Annotated in this window: 22 protein-coding genes; 8 read left to right on the top strand and 14 right to left on the bottom strand. The window is 53.8% G+C overall.

What is annotated here, in order from left to right:
- Positions 1–179: 179 nt before the first annotated feature.
- Positions 180–1,115, bottom strand: a complete 936-nt coding sequence (locus CDH47_RS03025; protein ID WP_100638332.1) for a D-2-hydroxyacid dehydrogenase — start codon at positions 1,113–1,115, stop codon at positions 180–182.
- 74 nt (positions 1,116–1,189) lie between these two features.
- On the opposite strand from CDH47_RS03025, the gene tmpT reads away from it, so the two are divergent.
- The 4 genes from tmpT to CDH47_RS03005 all read left to right on the top strand — a co-directional run bounded on the left by tmpT (position 1,190) and on the right by CDH47_RS03005 (position 6,924).
- Positions 1,190–1,843: a thiopurine S-methyltransferase gene (gene tmpT / locus CDH47_RS03020; protein ID WP_100638331.1), complete on the top strand. Its 654-nt coding sequence runs from the start codon at positions 1,190–1,192 to the stop codon at positions 1,841–1,843.
- Positions 1,844–2,081: 238 nt separating this feature from the next.
- Entirely contained in the window at positions 2,082–4,004 is a 1,923-nt protein-coding gene (locus CDH47_RS03015) for a PrkA family serine protein kinase (protein WP_100638330.1), read from the top strand.
- Between the two features lie 68 nt (positions 4,005–4,072).
- Positions 4,073–5,368: a YeaH/YhbH family protein gene (locus CDH47_RS03010; RefSeq protein ID WP_100638329.1), complete on the top strand. Its 1,296-nt coding sequence runs from the start codon at positions 4,073–4,075 to the stop codon at positions 5,366–5,368.
- Positions 5,365–6,924: a SpoVR family protein gene (locus CDH47_RS03005; RefSeq protein ID WP_100638328.1), complete on the top strand. Its 1,560-nt coding sequence runs from the start codon at positions 5,365–5,367 to the stop codon at positions 6,922–6,924. Before CDH47_RS03010 ends, CDH47_RS03005 begins: the two co-directional genes overlap by 4 nt.
- Here the strand turns inward: CDH47_RS03005 and CDH47_RS03000 are convergent.
- The 3 genes from CDH47_RS03000 to CDH47_RS02990 are packed head-to-tail and all read right to left on the bottom strand — an operon-like array spanning position 6,913 to position 9,310.
- Positions 6,913–8,274 (bottom strand): sensor histidine kinase, encoded by a 1,362-nt coding sequence (locus CDH47_RS03000; RefSeq protein ID WP_239985553.1) that lies wholly within the window; start codon positions 8,272–8,274, stop codon positions 6,913–6,915. The genes CDH47_RS03005 and CDH47_RS03000 overlap by 12 nt on opposite strands.
- Positions 8,271–8,945 carry a winged helix-turn-helix domain-containing protein gene (locus tag CDH47_RS02995; RefSeq protein WP_100638327.1) on the bottom strand — a complete coding sequence of 225 codons (675 nt, stop codon included), beginning with the start codon at positions 8,943–8,945 and terminating at the stop codon, positions 8,271–8,273. The genes CDH47_RS03000 and CDH47_RS02995 overlap by 4 nt, the downstream gene beginning before the upstream one ends.
- On the bottom strand, positions 8,942–9,310 hold the full coding sequence (locus CDH47_RS02990; RefSeq protein WP_100638749.1) for a PepSY domain-containing protein: 369 nt from the start codon (positions 9,308–9,310) through the stop codon (positions 8,942–8,944). The genes CDH47_RS02995 and CDH47_RS02990 overlap by 4 nt, the downstream gene beginning before the upstream one ends.
- A 170-nt stretch (positions 9,311–9,480) precedes the next feature.
- Between CDH47_RS02990 and CDH47_RS02985 the strand changes: the two genes are divergently transcribed.
- On the top strand, positions 9,481–9,957 hold the full coding sequence (locus CDH47_RS02985; protein ID WP_100638326.1) for a hypothetical protein: 477 nt from the start codon (positions 9,481–9,483) through the stop codon (positions 9,955–9,957).
- A gap of 54 nt (positions 9,958–10,011) precedes the next feature.
- Here CDH47_RS02985 and CDH47_RS02980 read toward each other — a convergent pair whose 3' ends face one another.
- Positions 10,012–10,890, bottom strand: a complete 879-nt coding sequence (locus CDH47_RS02980) for a bile acid:sodium symporter family protein (RefSeq protein ID WP_100638325.1) — start codon at positions 10,888–10,890, stop codon at positions 10,012–10,014.
- A gap of 224 nt (positions 10,891–11,114) precedes the next feature.
- Here CDH47_RS02980 and CDH47_RS02975 point away from each other — a divergent pair, with 224 nt between their 5' ends.
- Positions 11,115–12,557, top strand: coding sequence for a WS/DGAT/MGAT family O-acyltransferase (locus CDH47_RS02975; protein ID WP_100638324.1), 1,443 nt, complete (start codon positions 11,115–11,117; stop codon positions 12,555–12,557).
- Between the two features lie 174 nt (positions 12,558–12,731).
- Here CDH47_RS02975 and CDH47_RS02970 read toward each other — a convergent pair whose 3' ends face one another.
- From CDH47_RS02970 to CDH47_RS02960, 3 genes are read right to left on the bottom strand one after another with little or no spacing between them, the layout of a single operon-like run.
- Positions 12,732–13,169, bottom strand: a complete 438-nt coding sequence (locus tag CDH47_RS02970; protein WP_100638323.1) for an RrF2 family transcriptional regulator — start codon at positions 13,167–13,169, stop codon at positions 12,732–12,734.
- A gap of 29 nt (positions 13,170–13,198) precedes the next feature.
- Complete coding sequence (locus tag CDH47_RS02965) at positions 13,199–13,567, bottom strand: YbaN family protein (protein ID WP_100638322.1); 369 nt, start codon at positions 13,565–13,567, stop codon at positions 13,199–13,201.
- 47 nt (positions 13,568–13,614) lie between these two features.
- Complete coding sequence (locus tag CDH47_RS02960) at positions 13,615–13,830, bottom strand: hypothetical protein (RefSeq protein WP_100638321.1); 216 nt, start codon at positions 13,828–13,830, stop codon at positions 13,615–13,617.
- A gap of 242 nt (positions 13,831–14,072) precedes the next feature.
- Here CDH47_RS02960 and moaA point away from each other — a divergent pair, with 242 nt between their 5' ends.
- Complete coding sequence (moaA, locus tag CDH47_RS02955; protein WP_100638320.1) at positions 14,073–15,065, top strand: GTP 3',8-cyclase MoaA; 993 nt, start codon at positions 14,073–14,075, stop codon at positions 15,063–15,065.
- Between the two features lie 137 nt (positions 15,066–15,202).
- Positions 15,203–16,933 carry a thiamine pyrophosphate-binding protein gene (locus CDH47_RS02950; RefSeq protein WP_100638319.1) on the top strand — a complete coding sequence of 577 codons (1,731 nt, stop codon included), beginning with the start codon at positions 15,203–15,205 and terminating at the stop codon, positions 16,931–16,933.
- Here the strand turns inward: CDH47_RS02950 and CDH47_RS02945 are convergent.
- The 6 genes from CDH47_RS02945 to nosR form a co-directional block, all read right to left on the bottom strand.
- Positions 16,930–17,484 (bottom strand): nitrous oxide reductase accessory protein NosL, encoded by a 555-nt coding sequence (locus CDH47_RS02945; RefSeq protein WP_100638318.1) that lies wholly within the window; start codon positions 17,482–17,484, stop codon positions 16,930–16,932. The two genes, CDH47_RS02950 and CDH47_RS02945, sit on opposite strands and share 4 nt — an antisense overlap.
- Before the next feature lie 27 nt (positions 17,485–17,511).
- Complete coding sequence (locus CDH47_RS02940; RefSeq protein ID WP_100638317.1) at positions 17,512–18,342, bottom strand: ABC transporter permease; 831 nt, start codon at positions 18,340–18,342, stop codon at positions 17,512–17,514.
- Positions 18,339–19,271 (bottom strand): ABC transporter ATP-binding protein, encoded by a 933-nt coding sequence (locus tag CDH47_RS02935; RefSeq protein ID WP_100638316.1) that lies wholly within the window; start codon positions 19,269–19,271, stop codon positions 18,339–18,341. The genes CDH47_RS02940 and CDH47_RS02935 overlap by 4 nt, the downstream gene beginning before the upstream one ends.
- Positions 19,271–20,536, bottom strand: coding sequence for a nitrous oxide reductase family maturation protein NosD (locus CDH47_RS02930; RefSeq protein ID WP_100638315.1), 1,266 nt, complete (start codon positions 20,534–20,536; stop codon positions 19,271–19,273). Before CDH47_RS02930 ends, CDH47_RS02935 begins: the two co-directional genes overlap by 1 nt.
- A gap of 210 nt (positions 20,537–20,746) precedes the next feature.
- Positions 20,747–22,642, bottom strand: coding sequence for a TAT-dependent nitrous-oxide reductase (nosZ, locus tag CDH47_RS02925; protein ID WP_100638314.1), 1,896 nt, complete (start codon positions 22,640–22,642; stop codon positions 20,747–20,749).
- 73 nt (positions 22,643–22,715) lie between these two features.
- Positions 22,716–24,806: a transcriptional regulator NosR gene (nosR, locus tag CDH47_RS02920; protein ID WP_100638748.1), complete on the bottom strand. Its 2,091-nt coding sequence runs from the start codon at positions 24,804–24,806 to the stop codon at positions 22,716–22,718.
- Positions 24,807–24,966: the final 160 nt, after the last annotated feature.

Here is a 24,966-nt window from a genome sequence, read left to right as displayed (position 1 = left end):
CGTTAGATTACCAAATACTTACAACGCGTTAACCTAGTTTGAAAGCGTCCGATTTGATAGAAGCAGCCCGGCTTTTATTGCAACGTTTTACAATCCCACCAACAAATTGCTACACGAACATCGAGCAAAAATTATTGACTGCACAGTAACCAACCAACTTGTGCAAAACACCAACCAAATCATAAAACTGAAGCAAGGTTTCGTGCCGTGATCTCCACAATCCGCTGCCTTGCCTCACGGCTGGCCCAGGCCGAGTGCGGCGTAACAATCAGATTTGGAATATCATCAGCAAGTAGTGGATTGCCATTTACCGGAGGTTCCTCGGTCAACACATCAAACCCTGCTCCCCCGATAACACCCTTTCGCAGCGCATTTGCAAGCGCAGCCTCATCGACCAAACCACCGCGACTGGTATTAATCAGCAAGGCGTCTGACCGCATCACCTGCAGCTCCGGGGCGCCAATCAGGTTGCGGGTTTCGTCCGTGAGCAGACAATGCAGAGAGAGAACGTCGACCTGCGGCAGGAGTTCATTCAGAGGTATCCGGGGATAGCCATCGACCTCCCCCGTCGCTTGCCCGGGGCGTGCGCCGAGCAGTATCTTCATGCCGAATGCCTTGGCTCGCTCGGCAACACCCTGGCCGAGGTCTCCGTAGCCAAGAATACCCAGAGTCCTCCCTTCCAGCTCCAGAATCGGGTGATTCATCAAGCAGAACATGTCGCTTTGCGCCCAGCGCCCGGCTCGCACATCTCTGTCGTAATCCAGCAAGCGTGTTGCCAGCGCCAACATCAGTGCCATGGTGTGCTGTGCCACTGTTGAGCGCCCATAGTTCTTTACATTCAGCACCCGTATGCCATGGTCTTTAGCTGCATTCAGATCGATATTATTCAGCCCGGTGGCCACAACAGCGATGGTTTTCAGATCCGGGCATTGTTCGATATGTTCCCGGGCAAGTACCACTTTGTTGACCAGCACCGTATCAAAGCCCCCAATCCGCTCAACTACCTGGCCTGGCGAGGTGGCCTCATACTTCACCAGGCCGCCGGCAACCTGCTCAACAGGCGAGAGATCCACATCTTCGCCCAGTGTAGTGGCATCTAAAAATACGGCTTTCATACTTTCGTCCTTCATCAATGAACGCAAAGATTAGGGTAAACTGAATCAAACACACAAGTAAGGGAGCAGCAACCATGGAACACGAATTCTGGCACGAACGCTGGAGCAAAAAAGAAATCGGTTTCCATGAAGGCTCTGTTAACAAATATCTTTACGAGCACTGGCCGGAGCTTTCTGGCGGAGGCACCGAAGGGGTTTTTGTACCCTTGTGCGGCAAGGCCCACGATATGTGGTGGCTCCACGATCGCGGCCACCCTGTCATCGGCGTGGAGCTAAGCGAAATTGCCTGCAAGGATTTTTTTGCCGAGGCCGGCGAGAAAGCCATGGTCCACCCAAGCGAGCCCTTCACCACATTCAAGCATGAGAACTTGCAACTATGGTGCGGCGATTTCTTTCAACTGGTGTCGGAAGACCTTCAGTACACCCGCCTGGTCTACGACCGCGCTGCGTTAATCGCACTGCCTGCCTCCATGCGCAAGGCTTATGTTGACCATCTTACGGCCATCATCCCAGAGGGCACACGCATTCTGCTCATCACTCTGGACTACGGTACCAAAATTACCCCACCGCCGTTCAACGTGAGCGATGATGAAGTCCGCGAACTCTATTCACCCGATTATAATATTGAGCACATTCTTACCAACACCCTGGCCAGCGACCACCCATTCACCAAGCGCAAAGGCCTTGCCAGCGCAACGGAGAGCGTCTTTCGGCTTACCAAACGCTGAGGCTGTAATTCTGGCGATAACATAATTTAATGAACCTTAACCATTTACTCCCTGTCCAACCCAGTGACCGTGAACTAAGCTCAGAATGAGCAGGCGGAAACCCGACACAGATCGAGGCCCGCTGTATTAGTTGATTCCACCCACCCTTAACTAACCGAATCGCCAGCATGGCGTCCGTAACTGCAACGGGGATATTGCGTGTATTAAAAGCTGAAGACCAGCAAGCGAGGGGCTACCCATGAGCATACTGCAGCAGTTTAAAAACCGGTATGAGAGCACCCAGGAAGAAGAGTACAGCCTCGAGGAATACCTCGAGATCTGCAAGAACGACCCCACGGCCTATGCCACGGCCGCCGAACGATTACTGATTGCCATCGGCGAACCCGAATTTGTCGACACCTCCCGCGATACCCGTCTGTCGCGCATATTTTCCAACAAAATCATCAAGCGCTATCCGGAATTTTCCGAGTTCTACGGTATGGAAGAAGCTGTAGAAAACATCGTGTCTTTTTACCGGCACGCGGCTCAGGGCCTGGAAGAAAAGAAACAGATTCTATACCTGCTGGGTCCGGTTGGTGGTGGTAAATCGTCACTGGCGGAAAAGCTCAAGTACCTGATGCAGAAGGTGCCCTTCTATGCCATCAAGGACTCTCCCGTTAACGAATCCCCTCTTGGGCTTTTTGATCCCGCAGAAGACGCCGCCATTCTGGAAGAGGAATACGGTATTCCCACGCGCTATACAAAGAACATCATGTCCCCCTGGGCGGTGAAACGCCTGCACGAATATGGTGGCGATATCAGCAAGTTCCGCGTGGTGAAAAAGTACCCCTCTGTGCTGGATCAGATTGGCGTATCCAAAACCGAACCTGGGGACGACAACAACCAGGACATCTCTGCTCTGGTGGGCAAGGTGAACATCCGCATGCTGGAAGACTTTTCCCAGGATGACCCGGATGCCTACAGCTTCAGTGGCGGCCTGTGCAAGGCCAACCAGGGACTAATGGAATTTGTGGAGATGTTCAAGGCGCCCATCAAAGTGCTGCACCCGTTACTGACCGCAACGCAGGAAGGCAACTACAACACCACCGAAGGCATGGGCTCTGTACCCTTCGATGGCGTTATCCTGGCCCACTCCAACGAATCCGAGTGGCAGACCTTCCGGAACAATAAGCACAACGAGGCATTCCTTGACCGGGTGTACATCGTCAAAGTGCCCTACTGTGTGCGGGTTACGGAAGAGGTCGAGATCTACAAGAAGCTGCTAAAAAACAGCTCCCTTGCAGGCTCGCCCTGCGCTCCCGATACGCTGGATATGCTGGCTCAGTTTTCCGTGCTTTCACGGATCAAAGAGCCGGAAAACTCCAGTATCTTCTCCAAAATGCGAGTCTACGACGGCCAGAACATCAAAGATACCGACCCGAAAGCAAAGTCCATCCAGGAGTATCGTGATGCGGCGGGCGTAAACGAAGGTATGGACGGCCTTTCCACCCGCTTTGCGTTCAAGATTCTCTCCAAGGTGTTCAACTTCGACACCACCGAAGTGGCGGCTAACCCGGTGCACCTGCTTTACGTGATTGAAAAGCAGATTGAACAGGAACAGTTCGCACCGGAAGTTCAGGAGCGCTACCTGCGCTTCATCAAAGAATTCCTGGCCCCCCACTATGTTCAGTTTATCGGCAAGGAAATCCAGACGGCTTATCTGGAAAGCTACAGCGAATACGGGCAGAACCTGTTCGACCGTTACGTAACCTATGCCGACCTGTGGATTCAGGATCAGGAATTCCGGGACCCGGAAACCGGGGAGATTCTCGACCGTTCTTCTATCAACGAGGAACTGGAAAAGATCGAAAAACCGGCGGGCATCAGTAACCCCAAGGATTTCCGCAACGAGGTCGTCAACTTTGTGCTTCGGGCGCGAGCCAACAACCAGGGTGAAAACCCGTCCTGGCTCAGCTATGAAAAACTGCGCAGTGTGATCGAGAAGAAAATGTTCTCCAATACCGAGGACCTGCTGCCAGTTATCTCCTTCAACCCCAAAGCCAGCCAGGAGGATCAGAGCAAACACAAGCAGTTTGTCGAACGTATGGTCGATCGGGGCTACACCGAGAAGCAGGTACGCCTGCTGGCAGAGTGGTACCTGCGGGTTCGCAAGTCCCACTAGCAGGGCGGCATGGCTGGGGAAACCCAGCCTGCAGCTTTAGCCCCGAACGTGTAAGTGGAGTGTGAATTATGGGTATGACCCACATTGTCGACCGACGGCTGAATGGCAAAAACAAGAGTGCAGTGAACCGGGAGCGATTTTTGCGCCGCTACCGGCATCACATCAAGAAAGCCGTTTCTGACGCGGTACACCGGCGTTCGATCACCGATATAGAGCGGGGAGAGAACGTCAGCATTCCTACCCGGGATATCGATGAGCCGGTGTTCCATCACGGCCAGGGCGGACACCGTGAAATGGTGCACCCGGGCAACCAGGATTTTGTAGCCGGAGACAGGATACCCAAGCCAGAGGGTGGCAGCGGTCAAGGCCAGGGGCAAGGCAAGGCCAGCCCTGACGGCGAAGGCATGGATGAGTTTGCTTTCCAGATCACCCAGGACGAGTTCCTGAACTTTCTGTTCGATGATCTGGAACTTCCGAACCTTGTCCGAAAACAACTCAAGGATACTGAGTCTTTCAACTATGTGCGCTCCGGGTACAGCACCCAAGGCGTGCCTGCCAAACTCGACGTTATCCGCTCTTTACGCGGTGCCCATGCTCGCCGGTTAGGGCTGGGTGGCGCACGCAGGAAGAAAATCCGGGAGCTTGAGGCGCAACTCGCGGATCTCAAAAGCGCCCCTGCGGATCTGGACGCAGCCTTCAGCCACGACGATCAAATCCGGGTGCTTGAGGACGAAATTGCCCGACTGAAAGCCAATGTGAAGCGCATCCCCTTCATTGATGAAATCGACCTGCGCTACCGCCAGCACCTGAAGCAGCACAAGCCCGCCACCAGCGCGGTCATGTTTTGCCTGATGGATGTATCCGGCTCCATGACGCAGATGCACAAGGATACCGCCAAGCGGTTTTTCATCCTGCTGTACCTGTTCCTGAAAAAGAACTACAAGAAAATCGACGTGGTGTTCATACGCCACCACACCAGCGCCAAGGAAGTGGATGAGGAAGAGTTTTTTTATTCCCGGGAGACCGGTGGCACCATTGTTTCAAGCGCCCTGAAACTGATGCACAAGATCATCGACTCCCGCTACTCGCCAGCAGAGTGGAATATCTATGCCGCCCAGGCATCCGATGGCGACAACTGGAACGACGACTCCCCTATTTGCGGCAAGCTGCTGACCGAGCGCATTCTGCCGTTAGTGCAGTACTTCGCCTATGTGGAGATTACGCCCCAGGATCACCAGATGCTGTGGTACGAATACGAGCGGGTGCAGGAGCAATTCCCGGGGAGCTTTGCCCAGCAGCAAATTGCCGACCCGAGCGAGATCTACCCGGTTTTCCGCCGGCTGTTTGAGAGGAAAGCGGCATGAGCGATGCTATCGACCGCCCCAATGTGCAGGGCAGTGAAAACCCGGACACTCGCAGCCCGGTCTCCACAGGGTCAGAGTGGACCTTCGAGTTGATCCGGCAATACGATGAAGAAATCGCCAAGTGTGCGGCCGAGTTCGGCCTGGACACCTACCCCAACCAGGTTGAAGTAATCAGCGCCGAGCAGATGATGGACGCCTACAGTTCTGTTGGCATGCCGGTTGGTTACAATCACTGGTCCTTCGGCAAGCAATTCCTCAGCACATCCAAAGGTTACCAGCGCGGCCAGATGGGCCTGGCCTATGAGATTGTGATTAACTCCAATCCCTGCATTGCCTACCTGATGGAGGAAAACACCCTGCCCATGCAGGCACTGGTGATTGCCCATGCCTGTTACGGTCACAACTCCTTCTTCAAGGGTAACTACCTGTTCCGCACCTGGACCGACGCCAGCGCTATTATTGATTACCTGGTGTTTGCCCGGAATTATGTGTCGGACTGTGAGGAGCGCTACGGCGTGGATGCGGTTGAGCAAATACTGGATTCCTGCCATGCGCTGATGAATCACGGCGTTGACCGGTACAAACGACCTGCGCCGATTTCTGCCGCCAAGGAAGCTCTGCGTCAGGAAGAACGGGAAGAATACCTGCAGCGCCGGGTGAATGATCTTTGGCGCACCATTCCGAAAATGGACGAGGATGAAGACCCGATAAAGCGCAAAAAGCGCTACCCGGAGGAACCCCAGGAAAACCTGTTGTACTTCATCGAGAAAAACGCGCCGCTACTGGAAACCTGGCAGCGGGAGATCATCCGGATTGTGCGCAAACTGGCGCAGTACTTCTACCCTCAACGCCAGACCCAGGTGATGAACGAAGGCTGGGCCACCTTCTGGCATTACACTCTGCTGCACAGAATGTACGAGAAAGGCCTGGTCACCGACGGGTTCATGCTGGAGTTTCTGCAAAGCCACACAGCTGTGGTGTACCAGCCCCCGTTCAACAGCCCCTGGTATTCCGGCATCAATCCTTACACCCTGGGATTTTCTATCTTCACTGACCTGCGGCGGATCTGTGAAGACCCCACCGATGAGGATCGGGAATGGTTCCCGGATATCGCCGGCACAGACTGGATAAAAACCCTGCACTTTGCGATGGCCAACTTCAAGGATGAGAGTTTTATCCAACAATTCCTGTCACCCAAAGTGATGCGGGATATGAAACTGTTTGCCATTCAGGATGACGATATGGAGGACAGTTACAAGGTAACCGCCATACACGATGAGCCGGGCTATCGTGAACTCCGTGAGAAGCTGGCTCGCCAATATAATCTCAGCTATCGGGAGCCCAACATCCAGGTGTGGAACGTGGATTTACGGGGCGACCGTTCGCTCACTCTCAGGCATGTGCCTGTAGACAGAGTGCCCCTGGGCGAGGATACCGAAGAAGTGTTACGCCACGCCCACAGGCTTTGGGGCTTTGATGTGCATTTGGAAAGCGTGGACGAAGGCACCGTGGTAGAGGAGTACCATTGCCCGCACCCGCCACCGCTAAAGCCCTGAACGCAGGTGCGCCAAGGGCAGGATTACTTCAACGCGCAAGCCGCCTTCGGGGCTTTCGTCCAAGCGGAGCTCGCCGCCGTGCAACTCCACAAGATCAGTAACAATCGACAGCCCCAGCCCGGAGCCAGACCTTGCTTCATCCAGTTTGCCGCCCCGGCTCAGGGCCTGCTGACGGGTTTCTGGTGACATGCCTGGCCCGTCGTCAAAGACCGCAAGCACCAGCCAGCCGCCTTCCACAGCACTGGTCAAGCCTATGGAACTTTTGGCCCAATTGATGGCATTTTCCAGCAGATTGCCGACAATTTCCTGTAAGTCCTGGGCATCAATCCGTACCCCGAGACCTTGCTGCACATCACAGTGAAACACCAGGCCGCGCCTGCCGGCAAGGCGCTTTACACCCTCAATCACCGGTTTGAGTACGACCATGATATCCTGTTCCGCCCCCAGAGTTACTGGCCCCGCTGCGGAAGCACGGGCGAGATGGTGACTTATAGCCTCATCCAGACGCTTGAGTTCCGCCGCCATGGCCTCTTGCTGCTCCTGAGGCAACCGCTCCACCAGAGTGCCCAGTACCGCCACCGGGGTTTTCAGGGCATGGGCCAGATTGCCCGTTGCCGTTCTGCCCCGCTCCATCAATCGCTGGTCTCTTTCCAGTACGATATTGATGGCACCTGCCAGCCGCGCCAACTCCCTGGGCAAATCCGTCTCAATCGAGGCTTGCCTGCCCTGCTCTACCGCCTTCAGGCTTTGCTCAACCCGGCGCAGAGGAGCCAGCCCCCAGCGAATCTGCAAACCAATCAATACAACAAGAACCACGCCCAGTGTCACCAGCGACAGCCACAGTAACGTTTGGAAACGCGCAACCTGTGCCTCTACTTCGTCCAGACTCGCGGCCACCTGCACATGCAGCACCTCATCCAGGTTGGGAAGGCGTATATCCCGCTCCAACAATCGAAGCTGTTTGCCTCTGGGGCCGGTAATGCTGCGGAAAGTCATACCAGACTCGCGGATAACCGCCAGCCGCTGATCCCATAGCGAGCGGGAAGTAAGCACCCGCTCACCGCCGTTACTGACTTGCCAGTACCAGCCGGAAAACACCCGGTCGAAGCGGGAATCGCCCAGTTGCCGGTTGGTTACCAAGGCATTTTGCCGAACATCGTAGCTAACTCCGGCAATCACCACATTGAGCAGGGATTCCAGGCGCTCATCAAAGGCGGTGTTCACCGCCTCGCGAAAGTTCCATGACAACAGCGCGCCTGCAGCTGGCAATACCAACACCACCAGAACCAACGCGGATACCAGCATGCGCATGGCAATGGGAAGACGACGCAGCCGGCTTGCCAGCATCATGGGGTCTCAGTGTTATCTGCATGCATCCGATAGCCCTGGCCGCGCAGGGTTTCAATGCTCTGGCTCCCCAGTTTGCGGCGCAAGCGGCTGACCTGCACATCAATCACGTTGGAGTCTGGCTCTGTATCGCCGTCATACACATGCTCGGTTAACTCGGTTCGGCTGACCACCCGGGGCGCAGCATGAACAAGGTGGGAAAGCAGCCGGAATTCCTGAGCAGTCAGGGATACTGGCATGCCGGCACGAGTTACCTGGGCACTGTGGGTATCCAGGGAAATATCCCCTACCCGAATAACCGGGTGGGCGTGGCCGTGGGCCCGGCGCACCAAGGCTCTCAACCGGAACAGGATTTCAGCCGTTTCAAACGGCTTGGTAACGTAATCATCGGCGCCTGCTGAAAACCCTGCGGCTTTGTCTGACCAGCGCTCTCTGGCAGTGAGAATCAGAACCGGCAGCTCAATCCCCTGCTCGCGCCACCCAGACAACCACTGAACCCCGCTGCCATCGGGCAAGCCCAGATCCAGAATAACCGCATCGTAGCGCTCGGTGCTGATGAGAAAATCCGCCGTACGACCATCACCGGCAACTTCCACCAGCAGTCCGGCAGCTTCCAGCGACGTAGCGAGCCCCTTAGCCAAGGGCTGATCATCTTCTACCAGTAGAATTTTCATTGGCGCCTCATTCCGTTGATGTTGGTGCCTTCAATGCCCAAAAGTTCACCAGTTACTGCATCCACCTCAAACTCCACCACCTGGCCTTCTGAGCCCAGCAGTTCAATTTCATAGAGTCGCTGGCCATCGTCTTCCTCAAACTCCACATCAATCACCTGGCCGTCCCAGTCGCGCAGAAGGCTGTCCAGAATATCGCCCAAGGGCTTTATACGACCTGCCTGCACTTCTTCATGGAGTTTGCGCCAGTCGTCGTCAGCTGAGGCCGGCACGGGAACAGCCAGACACAAGGCAATGGCAAACGCCGCAGCAATACACGCGGCGGTGGGGATGATGAGTTTCAAAAGATAGCCTGGCAGATTTTTCATAGGTTCATTCTGGCAGAGCCAAGATGAATGAACCATGAACGAAACACTCACCCTCCTGCAAGCGGACGTTACTTAAGATGCACTCAACGCTCAGGAAGTTTTCCTTCAGGTGGTTTCCCCAAGGGCGCAATATCACAAGTACTGTAAATCAAAGAATCAGGAGCTATACCATGAAAACACTTATCGCATCCGCACTTGCAGCCAGCCTTGTGGGCGCGCCGCTGGCTTTTGCATCCGGAACCATAGACGACGCCAAACGAGCCATCCAGATCGGCTCGGACTATGGCATTTCCCACTTCAGCAGCATTGAGCTGGAAGATGACCGCGACGACGATGGCAGCATGGAAATTGAAGGCTGGGTAGATGGGGAGTGGTACGTAGAGCTGGATGTAAACAGCGATGGCTCCATCCGTAAGGAGGAGCGCCGCAAGCGCACAGATGGCCCATGGGGCCTATCCGCAGCCGAAGCTTCAGACTACATTGATGCCAGCGTAAACCAGGGCATGAGCCGGATTGAGGAAATTAACTCCAACGCTCGAGGCGATATTGAAGTGGAAGGGGATAACGCCGATGGGCAGGAGCTGGAAATTGATTTCCGCACCGGCAGCCTGGAACCCACCAAAGTGGATAGAGACGGCCGGATGTAAACCCGAAACCATTGCCGGCGGTCGAGGGACCGCCGGCAGCAACAACCCCTGTTATCAAGAGCCAGCAGTCGCTGCGGGAATATTGCGCCTACCGTACATGGCAAGTAAAAATCCGATCGGAAACATCAGCACGCCGTAGACCGCAGCCGGTATGGACATGGCGCTGGACTCCAATATTGTGAGCGTGACCATCAGACCAATGGTGCCATTTTTTACACCCAACTCTACTGCAACAGCCAAAGACTCCCGCTGGGTAAGCCTGGCCGCACGGCCTGCCAGCAAGCCCATGAAAATACCCACCACATTCAGCAGAATCGTTGCTGGCCCCGCCTGTTTCAACAAGTCCCAGATCTCATCCCGCACCCCATAAACAATCACAGCAATCAAAATGGCCAGCACAATGCCACCAAACACACTCACAATACTCTCTGCTTTATGCGCCACCTCCGGCTTACGGGAGCGAACCTGCATGCCTATTGCGACCGGGAAAAGAACAATGCCGGTCAGCATGGCAATGGTTTTCCATACTGGCAGCACAATGTCGTGTTCCGTACCCATATAAAATTTCAGTGCCAGGTTGGTAAAAAGTGGCAAGGTGAGGATGGTAATCAGGCTGGCGCTAACGGTTAGCACAATAGACAGCGCAATATTACCCCGGGCAAGCAATACAAACAGGTTGGACGTTGTTCCTCCAGGGCAGGCGGCAATAATGACCAGGCCCACCGCAATGGCAGGCGGCACGGCCAGCAATGATGCAAGCGCAAACGCTACCAGAGGCATGAGTACAATCTGCGCCAAGGTCCCGATGATCATCCCTTTGGGGTAAACTGCTACCTGCCGAAAATCACGGATGTTGAGGGTCATGCCTATACCGATCATGATAATAAACAGGGCGATCGGTAATCCTGCTGAGATGAGTGGACTGGATTCCACAGAGCCTCCGGATGTTGTTGTTTTTATTAATTCATTGTTCTGAAAATAACACAACTGCTTCCCTTTCGGGAGTGCATGACGAACAAGAATTCATAACCGCCCCGGTGCTCACTTTGTGATTTTTTCACTCACATGATCGTCTGCAAGGCCATCAACCCGTATACTTGCAACTAACAATTAAAATTCCAACTTTTGAGCCCAAACCGGGCAGAGGTGAACAAGGAATGAAACGCCTGGGAACACTGGACGCCTCGTGGCTAGCCGTAGAATCTGAAGACACGCCAATGCATGTGGGGAACATGCTGATCTTTTCATTGCCGGAAGGCGCGCCTGACACTTTCCTTCGCGATATGGTTACCAGCATGAAGGAAACCGGAGAGATCGCTCCTCCCTGGTGCTCCAAACTGGCTTGGTCTGGCACACTGGGCCGGTTACTGGCCCCCGCCTGGAAGGTAGACAAGGATCTCGATCTTGACTACCACGTACGCCACTCAGCACTTCCCAAACCGGGTGGTGAACGGGAGCTGGGTGTTCTGGTATCGCGTCTGCACTCCAACCCTCTGGATTTCGCCCGCCCACTATGGGAGTGCCACGTTATCGAGGGCTTGGAAAACAACCGCTTTGCACTTTACACAAAAATGCATCACTCAATGATTGACGGCATCAGTGGCGTACGTTTGCTACAACGGGTTTTGAGCAAAGACCCGGATGAGCGAGGCATGTTGCCGCCTTGGGCTATGCGGCCAGAAAGGCTCAAGCCCCGCAAGGGCGAGACCAGACAAAGCGTTCCCGCTATATTTTCACAAGCGGTGGGCGCCGTAAAACTGCAAGCAGACATGGCGCCAACACTCTTGCGCGCGGGTAACCGCCTTGTGCAGTCTGCCCGCCACCCGGAAGGGGGGCTTACCGCACCTTTCGCTGGCCCGGTCTCCAAAATCAACCATCGAGTAACCGGCCAGCGTCGCTTCGCCACCCAGCACTATCAACTTGATCGTTTGAAGGAGTTGGCCCACGCATCCGGCTCCCCTCTTAACGACATCGTTCTTTATCTTTGCGGCACAGCTCTGAGGCGTTTTCTGCTGGAGCAGGACGATCTTCCAGATACACCTCTTACAGCGGGCATTCCTGTGAATATTCGCCCAGCGGATGATCAGGGCACAGGAACGGCGATCAGTTTCATGATTGCTTCTCTGGCCACCGATGAGGCCGACCCTCTTACACGTCTGCAGAGCATCAAGACTTCCACTCATCAGGCTAAAGAGCACCTGCAAAAGTTGCCCAAGAGCGCCCTCACTCAGTACACAATGCTGCTGATGTCGCCCTATATTCTGCAGCTTGTGTCTGGCCTTGGTGGCCGTATGCGCCCGGTGTTCAACGTTACCATCTCGAACGTACCTGGTCCTCAGGAGGCTTTGTATTACGAGGGTGCAAAGCTGGAGGCCATGTATCCGGTTTCGCTGATTGCACATGGCGGCGCACTGAACATTACGTGCCTGAGCTATGCGGGGTCGCTGAACTTCGGATTTACCGGCTGCCGGGATACCCTGCCCAGCATGCAGAAACTGGCTGTTTACACTGGCGAAGCTCTGGATGAATTGGAGCAGCTCATTTTGCCGCCAAAGCGCAAACCAAAAAAAGCGCAGGCGAGCAAAAACGCGAAACCTTGAATACCAGCAACCCTGTTTTCAGGGTTGCTGGTTATCCCAAATGCGCTGCTGCTGCATCATCGAAAAAGGCCACAAAGACCTTGGCTACGTCCACGCTCTGCTGCGCGGCATAGTTGCGCTTCAGAATAGGGGTATAGAGCACGCGGGGGCACCATGGTTCATGAATAAAGGCAATCAGGCGATCTGAAGCAGCCTGAGTAATTGTGGCTTATGTTGTTCTTGCATAATGTCTTTCAGGGTGTACTTATCGAGTACAGAGAGAAAAGCCTGCAAGGCCTCTCCGAAAATCGGCTTGAGGCCACAAACCGGAGAGATTTTGCAGTCGTTTTTCGATGAGTAGCATTCAACAATACTAAGATCATGTTCGGTTTCCCGAACCAGCACACCCACGTTGATATCTTCTGGGGCTCTGTGCAGCCTCATTCCACCTTTTTTCCCTCGCACCGTTTCTATGTAGCCCTTTTTATTTAGCTGGTGCACCACCTTCATCAGGTGGTTTTTAGAAATGTCGTAACTATCCGCAATTTCTTGAATGGTGGTCAGGCGATCACCCTGCACTGAGAGATAAATCAGTACACGAAGCGAGTAATCGGTGTAACGGGTAATATGCATTCAGCACTCCGGTTTTTAGGTGAAAGCAGTCAGTACGAGGGCCTGGTCAGCAAATAGGACGCCACGCCAGCCATAAAAGTTCCCGAAATAACCAAAACTATTGCTGCTGCCCCAAGAGCACAAAGCATTCCCCAGCTCAACAGCATCATGCTGCAGGCAAGCATCTTGGCCTTTAAGGGTATAACCCGGCTCTGGCGCCAATCTCTGATGGCAGGCCCGAACGTAGGGTGCCTCTCAAGCCAACTGGCGAAGGCCGGGGACCCCTTGCCGGCAAAATATGCGGCCAGCAGGACAAAGGGCGTAGTAGGCAATAAAGGCAATACCACTCCGATGGCAGCAAGCCCTATGGATATGTACGCAAGAACCCTGAAACCGGTTTTTCCGGATTGCACGGTCATGGCGAGAACCTCAGCATTGTTTAATCTTTCACCTATTCTACCGCTTATCAGTGAACAGGTCTTCCCAAGCGACTTAAAAACACCAGACGAGCGACATAGGATATTTTGATTCCGACTGCAAACAACAAAGTGCCGACATGAGCCAATACCTGAACCATCATCGGGAAGCGCCCGGCAAGGGGATAGGCCATCAAAACGGTGGCCGCCAACCCGAGTACGGACCAAACCATGGCGCTATTGGCACGAAACAGTAGTTTTTCCATTTTACCCTCCAGGAACACCATCAAATTTAGTCACCAAAACATAACAAGTATTTTATAGTAATGTTAACGGTGAAAATCAATCACTTTATGCTATGTTTGATGACACCCCCACAAAGCCATAAGATTCAAGAAAGCCACCAGGCTTACCCCGCGTGGGGTATCGGATTCGCAGTTGGGTTCTGCGATACTGGGCCTATAATGAATCCGTAAGCACGAATTCAGTTATTACAGGAATGAATCCAATGGCCATGAGCAAACTGACAGACCGTTTTGGCAGAACCGTCAATTATGTACGCCTGTCTGTTACTGATCGCTGTGATTTCCGTTGCGTGTATTGCATGGCAGAAGAAATGACCTTTCTTCCCCGACAGCAGGTTCTGACGCTTGAGGAAATCGCCAGGGTTGCGAAAACGTTTGTATCTCTTGGAACCGAGAAAATCCGCCTTACCGGTGGCGAACCCCTGGTTCGCAAGGACATTCTTGAACTGGTTCGGGAGATTGGCACCTACGGCCTGCGCGATTTCGCCATGACTACAAATGGCAGCCAGCTACCTGCCATGGCAGAGAAGCTTCGAGAAGCAGGCCTGAAGCGACTGAACATCAGCCTCGACTCACTGGATGCACAAAAGTTTGCGAGCATCACCCGCACCGGCAAGCTATCTCAGGTATTGGACGGCATAGATGCGGCCCGTGATGCTGGCTTTGAAGGCATCAAGCTGAATACCGTGGTGATGAAGGGCGGGAATGATCATGAGGTTCCTGATCTGATCGAGTTTGCACGGAAGAAAAACGTCAACATTACATTTATTGAAGAAATGCCATTGGGTGAGATTTCAGAGCGTGATCGCGGACAGGCTCTGTGCACCAGTGATGAGGTGCGCGACATTGTCGGCCAGCATCACGAACTGATCCCTACAGCTGAAGACTCAGGTGGCCCAGCTCGCTATTACCGAATGTCTGACAGCCCGATAAAGGTTGGCTTTATTTCACCTCACTCCCACAACTTCTGTTCCACCTGCAACCGGGTGCGGGTAACTGTTGAAGGCAGATTACTGCTTTGTCTGGGCAATGAGCATTCTGTCGATCTGCGGCGGGTTCTTCGTGGCCACCCGGTAACAGACGACAAGCTCAGACAAACCATCATCGACTCCATGGACCTGAAACCAGAGCGCCATCACTTCTCATCCAACGGTGATGTGCAGATTTTGCGTTTCATGAATATGACTGGGGGGTGACCCCCCGGTAATAGCCGCACTGCTGGCCAAGCCAGATCCCTGCAGCATTTCTCCACTCTATGACTCCCATCACTGGCCTGATTAGTCGCTAAGCTTTAAGCTATTGAACTCACAACAATAAATTTCAGGGCATATCCATGAAGAAAACCGGCGCCACACTCGTTCGCCACGCACTGGAGCAGCTCGGCATTCGCCGCACGTTTGGCATCCCGGGCGTCCATACCACCGAAATCTATGATGAGCTTAACCGCTCAGAAAGCATCGAACCGACACTTGTTACCCATGAATGTGGTGGCGCCTTCATGGCCGATGCCATAAGCCGGACTGGTACCGAATTAGGCACGCTGCTGATTGTACCTGCTGCGGGCGTTACTCATGCAGCCAGCGGCATAGGTGAAGCAGGCATAGATGGCATCCCCATGCTGATTATCTCTGGCGGGATTCATTCGGAATCCGGGCACAGGTACCAGCTCCACGAGATGGACCAACACGCCCTGCTGAAGCCGATTACCAAGAAAACCTGGCGTATTACCAGTCATAAAGAAATCATCCCGACGCTCTACGAGGCCTATGACACCGCCATGGGTGGCGAGCCGGGGCCAGTGTTTATCGAAATCCCCGTCAACATCAGTAATTTTCTGGGCGAAGTAGATGACATGCCGCTATACCAAGCCCCCCCAACACTCAAACAGCCGGATCAGGCTCTGGTTGATGCGGCAGCCCAAGCCCTGGTGCAAGCAAAACAGCCCGGGATTTTTGCAGGCTGGGGCTCTGTTGATGCTCAAGCCGATCTGATCGAACTGGCGGAACTGCTGGACGCACCCGTTTCAACAACCCTGCAAGGCCTTAGCGCCTTTCCGGGCAACCACCCTCTGCATACCGGCATGGGTATGGGCAACTATGCTGTTCCAGCAGCAACCAATGCCTTCGCCAAAACCGACTGTCTGCTGGCCATAGGCACACGCTTTTCTGAAATCCCCACAGGTAGCTATGGCATCACCCCGCCAGCAGCCTTGATTCACATGGACATCAATCCTGAGGTATTCAGCGCCAACTACCCGGCCAGCCACACCATCGAGGGCGATGCCAGAGTGACTCTACCGGCGTTGTTAGAAGCTGTGAAAAAGCTGAAGCCCTCTGCGTCAAACACAGGCATTCGCGAGCAGATTGCCAAAGATAAAGCGGCTTACAAGAAAGAGTGGCGGGATCATGACAGCGGCGACCGGGTAAACCCGGAGCTGTTTTTCAGTCACCTCCGTGAGCGTCTTGATGACGATGCCATAGTGGTTGCTGATGACGGCAATCATACATTTCTGGTAGCTGAACTCATGCCCATACTGGGCGCACGGAATTACATGTCACCCAGCGACTTCAACGCAATGGGGTACTGTGTTCCAGGTGCTATAGGCGCCAAACTGGCAAATCCCCATCGGCAGGTAGTTGGTATTGCAGGGGATGGTGCGCTACTGATGACAGGCATGGAGCTGGTAACGGCTGCTCGCCTGGATGTAGGGGTGATGGTTTTTGTCTTCAACGATGGCGAACTGTCACAGATTGCTCAAGCACAGCAGATTCCCTATAACCAGAAAACCTGCACAGTGCTTGGCTCAGTAGACTATGAGGCTTTAGCCAAGGCCTTGGGTGTTGAGTATGTTTCCCTCGCTGGCAATCAGGATATTCCTGCAAGCATAGAGGCCGCACTGCAGAAATCGGCGGCTGGGAAGCCCGTACTGGTGAATGTGCGCATCGACTACTCCAAATCGACACGCTTCACAGCAGGCGTGGTCAAAACCAACCTCTCCCGCATGGCGACGCGAGACAAGGTGAAGATTGTGGGCCGCGCCTTGTGGAGAAGAGTCCGGCCTTAGTGCTTCATTTCTCCATGCATATCGCCGTGCATATCCCCCATGGGCATCTCTGTGTTGAGGTGCTCCAGGGTGATTGCGTCGAAGCGCACCACTTCACCCCCGTATTCCATCACGAAATCGTGGGCAGCCGCCTCTGTAGCAAAGGAGGCCATTGTCTGCCCCATGGCTCCTTTGCGCTCTGAACCAATCACATAAACCGCTTCACGGGCGTCAATCAGCGCAGTGTCGTCCGGGCTGGCCCATTCGGTCTGGCTCATATCATGCACATACAGAGTGTGCTTGCGCATAACGTTCTCCGGCTGCAACACCCAGGCAAACATGTCGCGAGTAGAACAGAACTTGTGAACGGTTTGTTCTTTCTCGGTAATCACTTCACCTTTTGGCCCGGGAAAACGGGTTATGGCCATGCCGCAAATGTGGCATTCATCGCCGGATTCGATGTGCACGGGGGCAGGTTTTTCAACCACCTTTTCAGCTTCGCCGGAGCAGCCCACCAGAAACAATGCCAGCAACAGCATTAGTGAAAGGGATTTCAAATGAGTGAACTTCATGGAGTTCTCCAGAGTGGGTTGCAAAGATCAGATACGGCGACCGCGGAACAACGCCCAGGCGCCGGTCAAAGGAATAACAAACCAAAGCACCAGCGCCAGCCAAAGCCCGCTCGGACCTATGGGCAAATCCGAACCAAGGCTAAGAACCCCGCTCAACTGCGCGCTATCGCTGAAGGTAACTATGTTCAGCAAACGGTATATGTCGGTCGGGTTCAGCAACAGAAGCCAAGGCAGCAATTCCGCATTGAATTCGCCTTGGCTGGCGACCAAAACCCCCAGCAACATCAAATCGAAAATCAGAACAAAAAAGAACCAGATTGCCAGGGCCAAACCAGCGGCAATCGGCTTCTCACTTACTCGTACGCTGACCACATACGCCAACGCAATAAAGCTCCAGCCCAGCAACGTAGTGGAAATAATAAAGCGCAACATGGCAATGGCCAGAGCGCCAACGGCAACATCTTCTACCAATAGTGCTATGGCGATTCCCGCCACACCAAAGCCAATCAGGGTGGCGAGCGCCAATGTGAGCCCGTGCCCGAAAAACTTGCCAAACAACAGTTGCCCACGGCTTAGTGGATAGGTCATCAGCAGCAAGAGCGTGCCGCCCTCCTCCTCGCCCACAATCGCGTCATAGGCCAGTAGCAGCGCAATGAGCGGGATCAAAAAAATACCGAGGCTGGCAAGGCTGGCAATCGTTGCCGGTGTAGACGCATAACCCACCTGCCCGGAAGCCGCTGCGCCAAACCAGGCGATGCCCACAGCAAGAGTGGCAAACACCAGGGCTATGGCAATCAACCAACGGTTTCTGAAGCTATCACTTAACTCTTTACGAGCGATGGTCCAGATGCTGTTCATTGGGCGCCTCCGCGATGGGCCAAGCCACCAGAACCAATAAAGTGCACGTACAAATCCTCCAGAGTTGGCTGGTAAACTCCCATATCCCGCACTTCACCCGACGCCATCAACGCTTTCATTAATCCCATTTTTTCTGCAGAACGCACATCCACATGCAGTCGCCCATTATCCTGACGCATCATCAATCCCGCTGAGGCCTTGGCACTGTTCACTACCGCTTCCAGAGCGGCCACTGAGTTCTCAGGCTCCAGAGAAAGCGTAGTGGGCATATTTGCCTGCCTGCGCAGCGCAGCGAGGTCCCCTGCCGCTTTCAGACTGCCCTCGGTCAGAATCGCGGCGCGATCAATATACGGCTCCACACCGGGAAGCACGTGGGAACAAAGCACCACACCCGTTCCATCATCACGCAGGGTGCGCAACAAACGATAAAGATCTGCCGTAGCAATGGGGTCCAGCCCAACCGTAGGCTCGTCCAGCATCAGCAAACGCGGCTTTCCGAGCAGAGCCTGGGCAAGCCCCAAGCGCTGGCGCATGCCTTTGGAGTAGGTTTTAACCCGGGCATCCATAGCATCATCCAGACCCACCTGCCCCAAAAGCTCAGGTACCTGACGCAGATCTGCACCTTTCAGCCGTGCAAAATGCGCAAGAATCTCGCGACCGGTCAACTGCGGATAGAACATCACGTTCTCTGGCAGATAGCCTATGTACTGGCTCACCTTGGGATCACCTGCTTCTCCACCCAACACCGTCACCTTGCCTTGTGAAGGGGCCATCAACCCAAGGATCAGTTTAATACTGGTGGTCTTGCCGGCACCGTTGTGACCAAAAAGACCGAGGATTTCCCCCGGATCAAGGCGCAAATCAACGCCATTCAGTACCAGCGCTTTGTCGTACCGGTAGCTCACATTCTCAAGACGAAAACAGCTCATCAGGACTCCGGCTCCAATAATTTTGGCGGGCTCATCAACGGGTGAGAATCTTTGACACCCGCGGCTTTAACAACAGGAAACGCCTCCTGAACCCAACGCAGCGTATCCACCGCCGGGCTGAACATCAGGATTTTTGCTTCAGGATAGGTCCACAACAACCGGTCAACATTATCGTTAGGCTCATAGGGCACATCACCAACACCATCCTGATTACGATCCCAGCCCAGGTAGTCACTCCAATAATTGCCCACACCGTCCTTGGACCACTCCTGGGTGCGCAGGGCTACATACTTAACCTGACGCTGATTACTGATAAACGCATTGCGGAAAACATGGTTTTCTTCCGAACCAGCGGTCAAGTGAATCCCCACACCACTGTCTCGAAACACATTGTTCTCAAAAGTGTTATACAAAGAGTTATAGATAAAAACAGCCTTCCCCTCTGCACCAGAAACCGCCACCCCGGCTGTTTGCCCTTGCGACACTCCAAAAACCACATTCCCTCGCAATACCGAGTGAGTAATAAAGTTCATCAGAATGCCGTAGTTCTCATCATTCTCAGAACGATTGTTCAACACCGTAAGCCGCTTGCTCTGCATCAGCGCATAACCCGTACGAGTCCCTTGGGTCACATTGCCTTCCAGGAGATTATCCATGGAATACATGTAGTGAATCCCGTAACGCAGATCGGCCATGGTGTTATTGCGAATCCTGTTCTTGTTCGCAGTCTCGATATAAATGGCATCCCGGGTCTGGCGAATGTCATTCCCTTCAATCAATGCCCCGGTGGTATTAAACAGATGGATCCCATTACCCCGATCATTCGGGCGAACCGTTGCATCCCCCCGAATCGTATTATTCTTCACCGTCGCATCTGGTGCTGCATCCAACCAAACACCAAACGCCGAACCCTGCAGATCGTTATTCTCAACCGTTGCCTTGCTGGCTTCCCGCTTAACAAACACTCCGGCATTCAATTCATTCAAATCCGTACCCCAGTTCCGGATACGACAACCAGTAAGCGTTACACCCTCCGCCTGAATCTCCACCCCATTGCCCTGGCCTCCGCCATCAATAAGAGTTTCAGACCCACAGGCCACAGTCACACCCGGCACCCGGATAGCGATAGATGGAAGAGTTTCGGAAGGAAGATCAAAAGTCGCGCCCGGCTCCAGATCATCCAACTGCTGTTGAATATCGGCCTGCGCGGTCAGCGATAGCAAGGCGACTGTCAGGGCCGCCCCTAAACGCAAAATGTGGTGCATCAAATAAGTTCTCGAGCTAAAAGCTACTGCCAAATTCGGGCAAGAGACTGGAAGAGCGCTTTCCAAAACTGTGCGGAGCCATGGATGGCGGAGCCAAGCGTACAGGGACGTATCCACAGCGTGTTTTGGAAAGCGCTCTTCCAGTGTCTTGCTACTCCAAAGTCAGAAATAACCGGAGCCCCGTACAGAGCTCCGGTCAAAGCGCCTAAATCAAGCCGGCTCTACCAACATCCGACCTGTCATCTCCATGTGCAGAGCGTGACAGAACCAGTTGCAGTAGTACCAGTTAACACCCGGCTTATCCGCAATGAACGTCACCGAAGAAGTCTGCTGAGGACTGATCTCCATGCTCACACCATGGTTTACCATACAGAAACCATGAGTCACATCCTCAATGGTATCCTGGTTAGTAACATACACAGTCACCTCATCACCCTGCTTGACCTTGAACTCATTCAAGCCAAACATAGGCGCAACCGACGTCATGTAAACGCGAACCTTGTTACCATCGCGAATCACCTTGTTGTCGGCTTCCAGAGTAATCCCATCCTTTTTGGCCTGCTCGCGAGCCGCTGCAAAGTAGGGATCGTCACGAGTATAAACCTTCTGAGTCTTGATCTGATCGCGGCGAACCAGAATACAGTCATGAGGCTCTGCGAACGCAGGACCATCGTGAACCAGCTTCATTTCCTCGCCGGAAATATCGATCAACTGATCGTTCTCCGGGTGCAGCGGGCCAACCGGCAGGAAACGGTCTTTCGAGAACTTCGACAATACAACCAGCCATTTACCATCGGCATCCCGAGATTCCGTCAAAGACGCATGGTTATGGCCCGGCTGATAATGCACATCCAGCTTCTGGCGCAGGTAGTTAACGTTTTCACCATTGTAGTGCTTGATGGCATCCTCGATGTTCCACTTGGCGACCTGGCTGTCGATAAACAGCGTGGTGTAAGCGTTGCCGCGACCATCGTAGGTGGTATGCAGGGGCCCAAGACCCAACTCAGGCTCGGCAACAATCGCATCACGCAGTTCGATTTTGTCATCAAACAAGTCGTCCAGCTTGTCGATGGCAATCACCGAACAGGTTGGCGACAGCTTACCGGCGGCAATGAAGTACTTGCCATCGGGAGAAGTGTTAATGCCGTGCGGGTTCTTTGGTACGGGAATGTAGCGTGTCAGCCTGGATTTACCACGGCCATCAACCACGGGAACTTTCGAATCGCCCAGAGTCTTGAAGTCGCCGTTTTTGACGGCTTCCTCAATGCGCTCAACGTTGAACACAACCACCCAGTCGCGGTCGTTGCGCATGGTGCCTGCCAGATCCGTTGCTTTCTCTGAGTTGTAGCAGGTAGAAGCCGCGTACTTGCCAGTGTAATCAGCATCTGTGTTATCCAGGTTGCCGTCTACAATCACCTGCCAGGCGACTTCCATGGTTTCCGCATCCAGCGCGTTGAACATGGTGTAGCTGTTCTCCATGGAGAAATCGCTACCATCGTTGGGGTGTGGAATCATGTATTCCGCGTTGCAGAACACATACTTGGTGTGGGGCACTTTCTGCAAGCGCAAACCGTGAATGGCCTGTACGTTGGGAATATGGGTAATCTTGTCACACTTCATGATATCCAGGCGGATACGGGCAACGCGGGTGTTGGCCTTGTCGTTGATGAACAGGTATTTGCCATCATAGCGACCGTCGGTCATGGAAATGTGGGGGTGGTGACAATCACCGTTCAGATAGGTTTTGTCGCGTCCCAGGATATCCTTACTTTCGTTGGTGATACCCCAGCCTGTGGCTGAATCAACGTTGAACACGGGAATCCGCATCAGTTCACGCATGGACGGAACACCAAGCACACGTACTTCACCCTGGTGACCACCACTCCAGAAACCGTAGTACTCGTCCAGCTCACCGGGCCCTACGTGGATCTTGTTTTGGGCCTCCTTGGCTGCAGCAGCAAAGGATTCACGGGTCATTACGGCACCACCCAGGCCCGCTGCGCCAACCGCTCCGGCCAGAGCAGTGGCACCCAGGAAACGACGACGGCTCAGGCCACTTTCGCCATTTTCAGCCACTTCGGCTCCTAACTCATCTTTCTTTTTCATAGCATTGAACTCCGTTATTGGTAATGGCGGTTCTATTTCTGCTTCGCTTTTTCTTTTTTTGGGTTTTACTCTGCTAGGTCACCTGAACCACTGGAATTTCTTCAGGGCGACCCGGTGCATTGCGACCACGGCGCTTGCCACGACGCTTAACGATCAGCGGCGGGCATTTGTGATCATCGAAATAGGTCATCTGGCAATCCAGGCAGTAATGACATTCCTGATAGTTGATGGTGCCGTCAGGGTGAATGGCCTGAACTTCACATTCCTTGGCACACAGCTGACATGGGTTGCCGCACTCCTTACGACGCTTGAGCCAGTCGAAAACACGCAGTTTGGTGGGTAACGCCAATGCCGCACCCAGCGGGCACATGTAGCGGCAGAACACCTTGCGGGTAAAAATGTTTACTACAAGCAGCAGGACCGCGTAGGTGACAAATGGCCAACTGCGATCAAAGCGGAGAGTAATCGCGGTTTTGAAGGGCTCGATTTCTGCCATCCTCTCGGCGGTTGCCAGCGAATCCAGAGACACACCGAACAGCACCAGCAATACGATGTACTTCACCGCCCACAAACGCTCATGAATGGGCCAGGGCACGTTGTACTGTGGAACCTTGAAGAAGCGGGCAATCTCGTTGATCAGCTCCTGCAGTGCTCCAAACGGGCACAGCCAACCGCAATAGACGGCACGCCCCCATAGCAACACGATGCCTGCTACAGAGGCCCAGAGCACAAAGATAATCGGGTCAATCAGGAAGGTTTCCCAGGTGAATCCGCTAACCAGGCTGTGTACAAACGCCAGCACGTTAACGATGGACAACTGGCCCAAGGCATACCAACCAATGAAAAACACTGTGTAGGTAAGAAATGCATGACGAATCCAGCGCGTCACCTTGGGCTTTTTCACCAACCAGTCCTGGAAGAACAGAATCAGTAGCAGTACTCCGATGCCAACCCCCAGAACGATCACCTGGAACTGACGCTGATACCAAACCTGCACCCAGAGCGGTTGGGTTTCGAGCCACTCCTCCTCGGTAAGTACTGGCTCCGCACGGGTGTAATACTGCTCCGGGAGCTGGTATTCCAGAGGGAACACCTGGAATTCACTGTCCAAGGGTCCGGTCTGGCGCTTAACTGTTAACTCCAAAGTCCAGGGTGAACCCGGGTCAAAGTTGTACTGCTGCCGGATAATGAAAATCGCCATTTCCATAAACCCGGGCATGCCTTGGGCATAAACATCGCTGAGTCGGTAAAAATCCAGATCGCGGAAGTTAAAGGTGTCGCCAAACTGACGGATCTGTACTCGGTCAAAAATACCACCGCGCACATAGCCTGAGCCTTTAAAGGAGTATTCACCGTTAGCCAACACGGCAATGGCCTGCTCACCTTCCTTCAATTCCGTCATCAGCCAGTCATACTGCTTTTCGCCTAACAGGTTTCGACCAATCGACGGCACATCCAGGTAGGTAGCGTAAAGATCAATCAGCGCTTCATCGCGCTCATCAGGCGCGGCTGTTTCAATGCCTTCCGCATCAGTGCCTATGAAGGAATCATCAACCTGCCCCTTGGTCAGAAGCATGCGACGAATCGAACCATCGCCGGTTAACTCCTCCCAGGAACGTGACTGGTAACCATCTTCGATAACCTCAGCAACAGGCGGGCGCTTGGCACCACTACCTTCAACCAGCCCCAGCTCAACACCCACCCGGTGAGCGGTTCGCATAATGACTTCGTTAATCACCATCACCGTTACCGTCGCACCGGAGAGACCGTCAACTGCGACCTTGCGCTCGGTAGAGGTACCGCCCACGGTTACTCGCTGGTCTGCTTTCAGGCCCGCGTACTGGTCGGTAAAATCATGCATTTTGCTCTCGGGGATGCCCACCAACAATATGGGCTCATCGTGATGAATCACTTTGGCAAAACGGATTGCGCCTTCGGTATCGAGCACCACCATCGCGTTCAATGGTTTTCCGGAATAGGCAGGTGTCTGGACAAAGTCAAGGGACTGATAGGCGTAGCCTTTAAGTTCGTCGCCGGCATACAACTCTTGTATTGCTCGATTACCTTCCTTCGGTTCGATCCGGTCTACTTCCGGGAAGGCCTTCTCGATAACCTGACGCCCGGCGATCGGCTCATACTGGCTTAGCGGCTCTGCCTGAGCCATGGATGTGAGTACCAACAACGCAGAAAAGAAACAAAAAACAGTGCGGAAAATAACGTTCAAAACATGCCCCCGACAGAAACAGCAGATCACCTACTTGTGATGCTTACAGCCTAATCGATCCAGATGTAAATCAAATACCTCTATATGGTTATATCTTCCT

The sequence above is a fragment of the Marinobacter salexigens genome (assembly GCF_002806945.1).
Taxonomy (GTDB): Bacteria; Pseudomonadota; Gammaproteobacteria; order Pseudomonadales; family Oleiphilaceae; genus Marinobacter; species Marinobacter salexigens.
Note: the sequence above shows the minus strand (reverse complement) of the source record. Positions and strands in the feature narration are given on the sequence as shown.

Bases quoted from the DNA above. Each gene is read 5' to 3' on its own strand.
- CDH47_RS03015 (WP_100638330.1), top strand. From the start codon at position 2,082: ATGAGCATACTGCAGCAGTTTAAAAACCGGTATGAGAGCACCCAGGAA.
- CDH47_RS03005 (WP_100638328.1), top strand. From the start codon at position 5,365: ATGAGCGATGCTATCGACCGCCCCAATGTGCAGGGCAGTGAAAACCCG.
- CDH47_RS02960 (WP_100638321.1), bottom strand. From the start codon at position 13,830: ATGGAAAAACTACTGTTTCGTGCCAATAGCGCCATGGTTTGGTCCGTA.
- CDH47_RS03000 (WP_239985553.1), bottom strand. From the start codon at position 8,274: ATGATGCTGGCAAGCCGGCTGCGTCGTCTTCCCATTGCCATGCGCATG.
- CDH47_RS02950 (WP_100638319.1), top strand. From the start codon at position 15,203: ATGAAGAAAACCGGCGCCACACTCGTTCGCCACGCACTGGAGCAGCTC.
- moaA (WP_100638320.1), top strand. From the start codon at position 14,073: ATGGCCATGAGCAAACTGACAGACCGTTTTGGCAGAACCGTCAATTAT.
- CDH47_RS02985 (WP_100638326.1), top strand. From the start codon at position 9,481: ATGAAAACACTTATCGCATCCGCACTTGCAGCCAGCCTTGTGGGCGCG.
- CDH47_RS02990 (WP_100638749.1), bottom strand. From the start codon at position 9,310: ATGAAAAATCTGCCAGGCTATCTTTTGAAACTCATCATCCCCACCGCC.
- CDH47_RS02935 (WP_100638316.1), bottom strand. From the start codon at position 19,271: ATGAGCTGTTTTCGTCTTGAGAATGTGAGCTACCGGTACGACAAAGCG.
- CDH47_RS02945 (WP_100638318.1), bottom strand. From the start codon at position 17,484: ATGAAGTTCACTCATTTGAAATCCCTTTCACTAATGCTGTTGCTGGCA.
- nosR (WP_100638748.1), bottom strand. From the start codon at position 24,806: ATGGCTCAGGCAGAGCCGCTAAGCCAGTATGAGCCGATCGCCGGGCGT.
- nosZ (WP_100638314.1), bottom strand. From the start codon at position 22,642: ATGAAAAAGAAAGATGAGTTAGGAGCCGAAGTGGCTGAAAATGGCGAA.
- CDH47_RS02940 (WP_100638317.1), bottom strand. From the start codon at position 18,342: ATGAACAGCATCTGGACCATCGCTCGTAAAGAGTTAAGTGATAGCTTC.
- CDH47_RS02930 (WP_100638315.1), bottom strand. From the start codon at position 20,536: ATGCACCACATTTTGCGTTTAGGGGCGGCCCTGACAGTCGCCTTGCTA.
- CDH47_RS02965 (WP_100638322.1), bottom strand. From the start codon at position 13,567: ATGACCGTGCAATCCGGAAAAACCGGTTTCAGGGTTCTTGCGTACATA.
- CDH47_RS03010 (WP_100638329.1), top strand. From the start codon at position 4,073: ATGGGTATGACCCACATTGTCGACCGACGGCTGAATGGCAAAAACAAG.
- tmpT (WP_100638331.1), top strand. From the start codon at position 1,190: ATGGAACACGAATTCTGGCACGAACGCTGGAGCAAAAAAGAAATCGGT.
- CDH47_RS03025 (WP_100638332.1), bottom strand. From the start codon at position 1,115: ATGAAAGCCGTATTTTTAGATGCCACTACACTGGGCGAAGATGTGGAT.
- CDH47_RS02975 (WP_100638324.1), top strand. From the start codon at position 11,115: ATGAAACGCCTGGGAACACTGGACGCCTCGTGGCTAGCCGTAGAATCT.
- CDH47_RS02995 (WP_100638327.1), bottom strand. From the start codon at position 8,945: ATGAAAATTCTACTGGTAGAAGATGATCAGCCCTTGGCTAAGGGGCTC.
- CDH47_RS02970 (WP_100638323.1), bottom strand. From the start codon at position 13,169: ATGCATATTACCCGTTACACCGATTACTCGCTTCGTGTACTGATTTAT.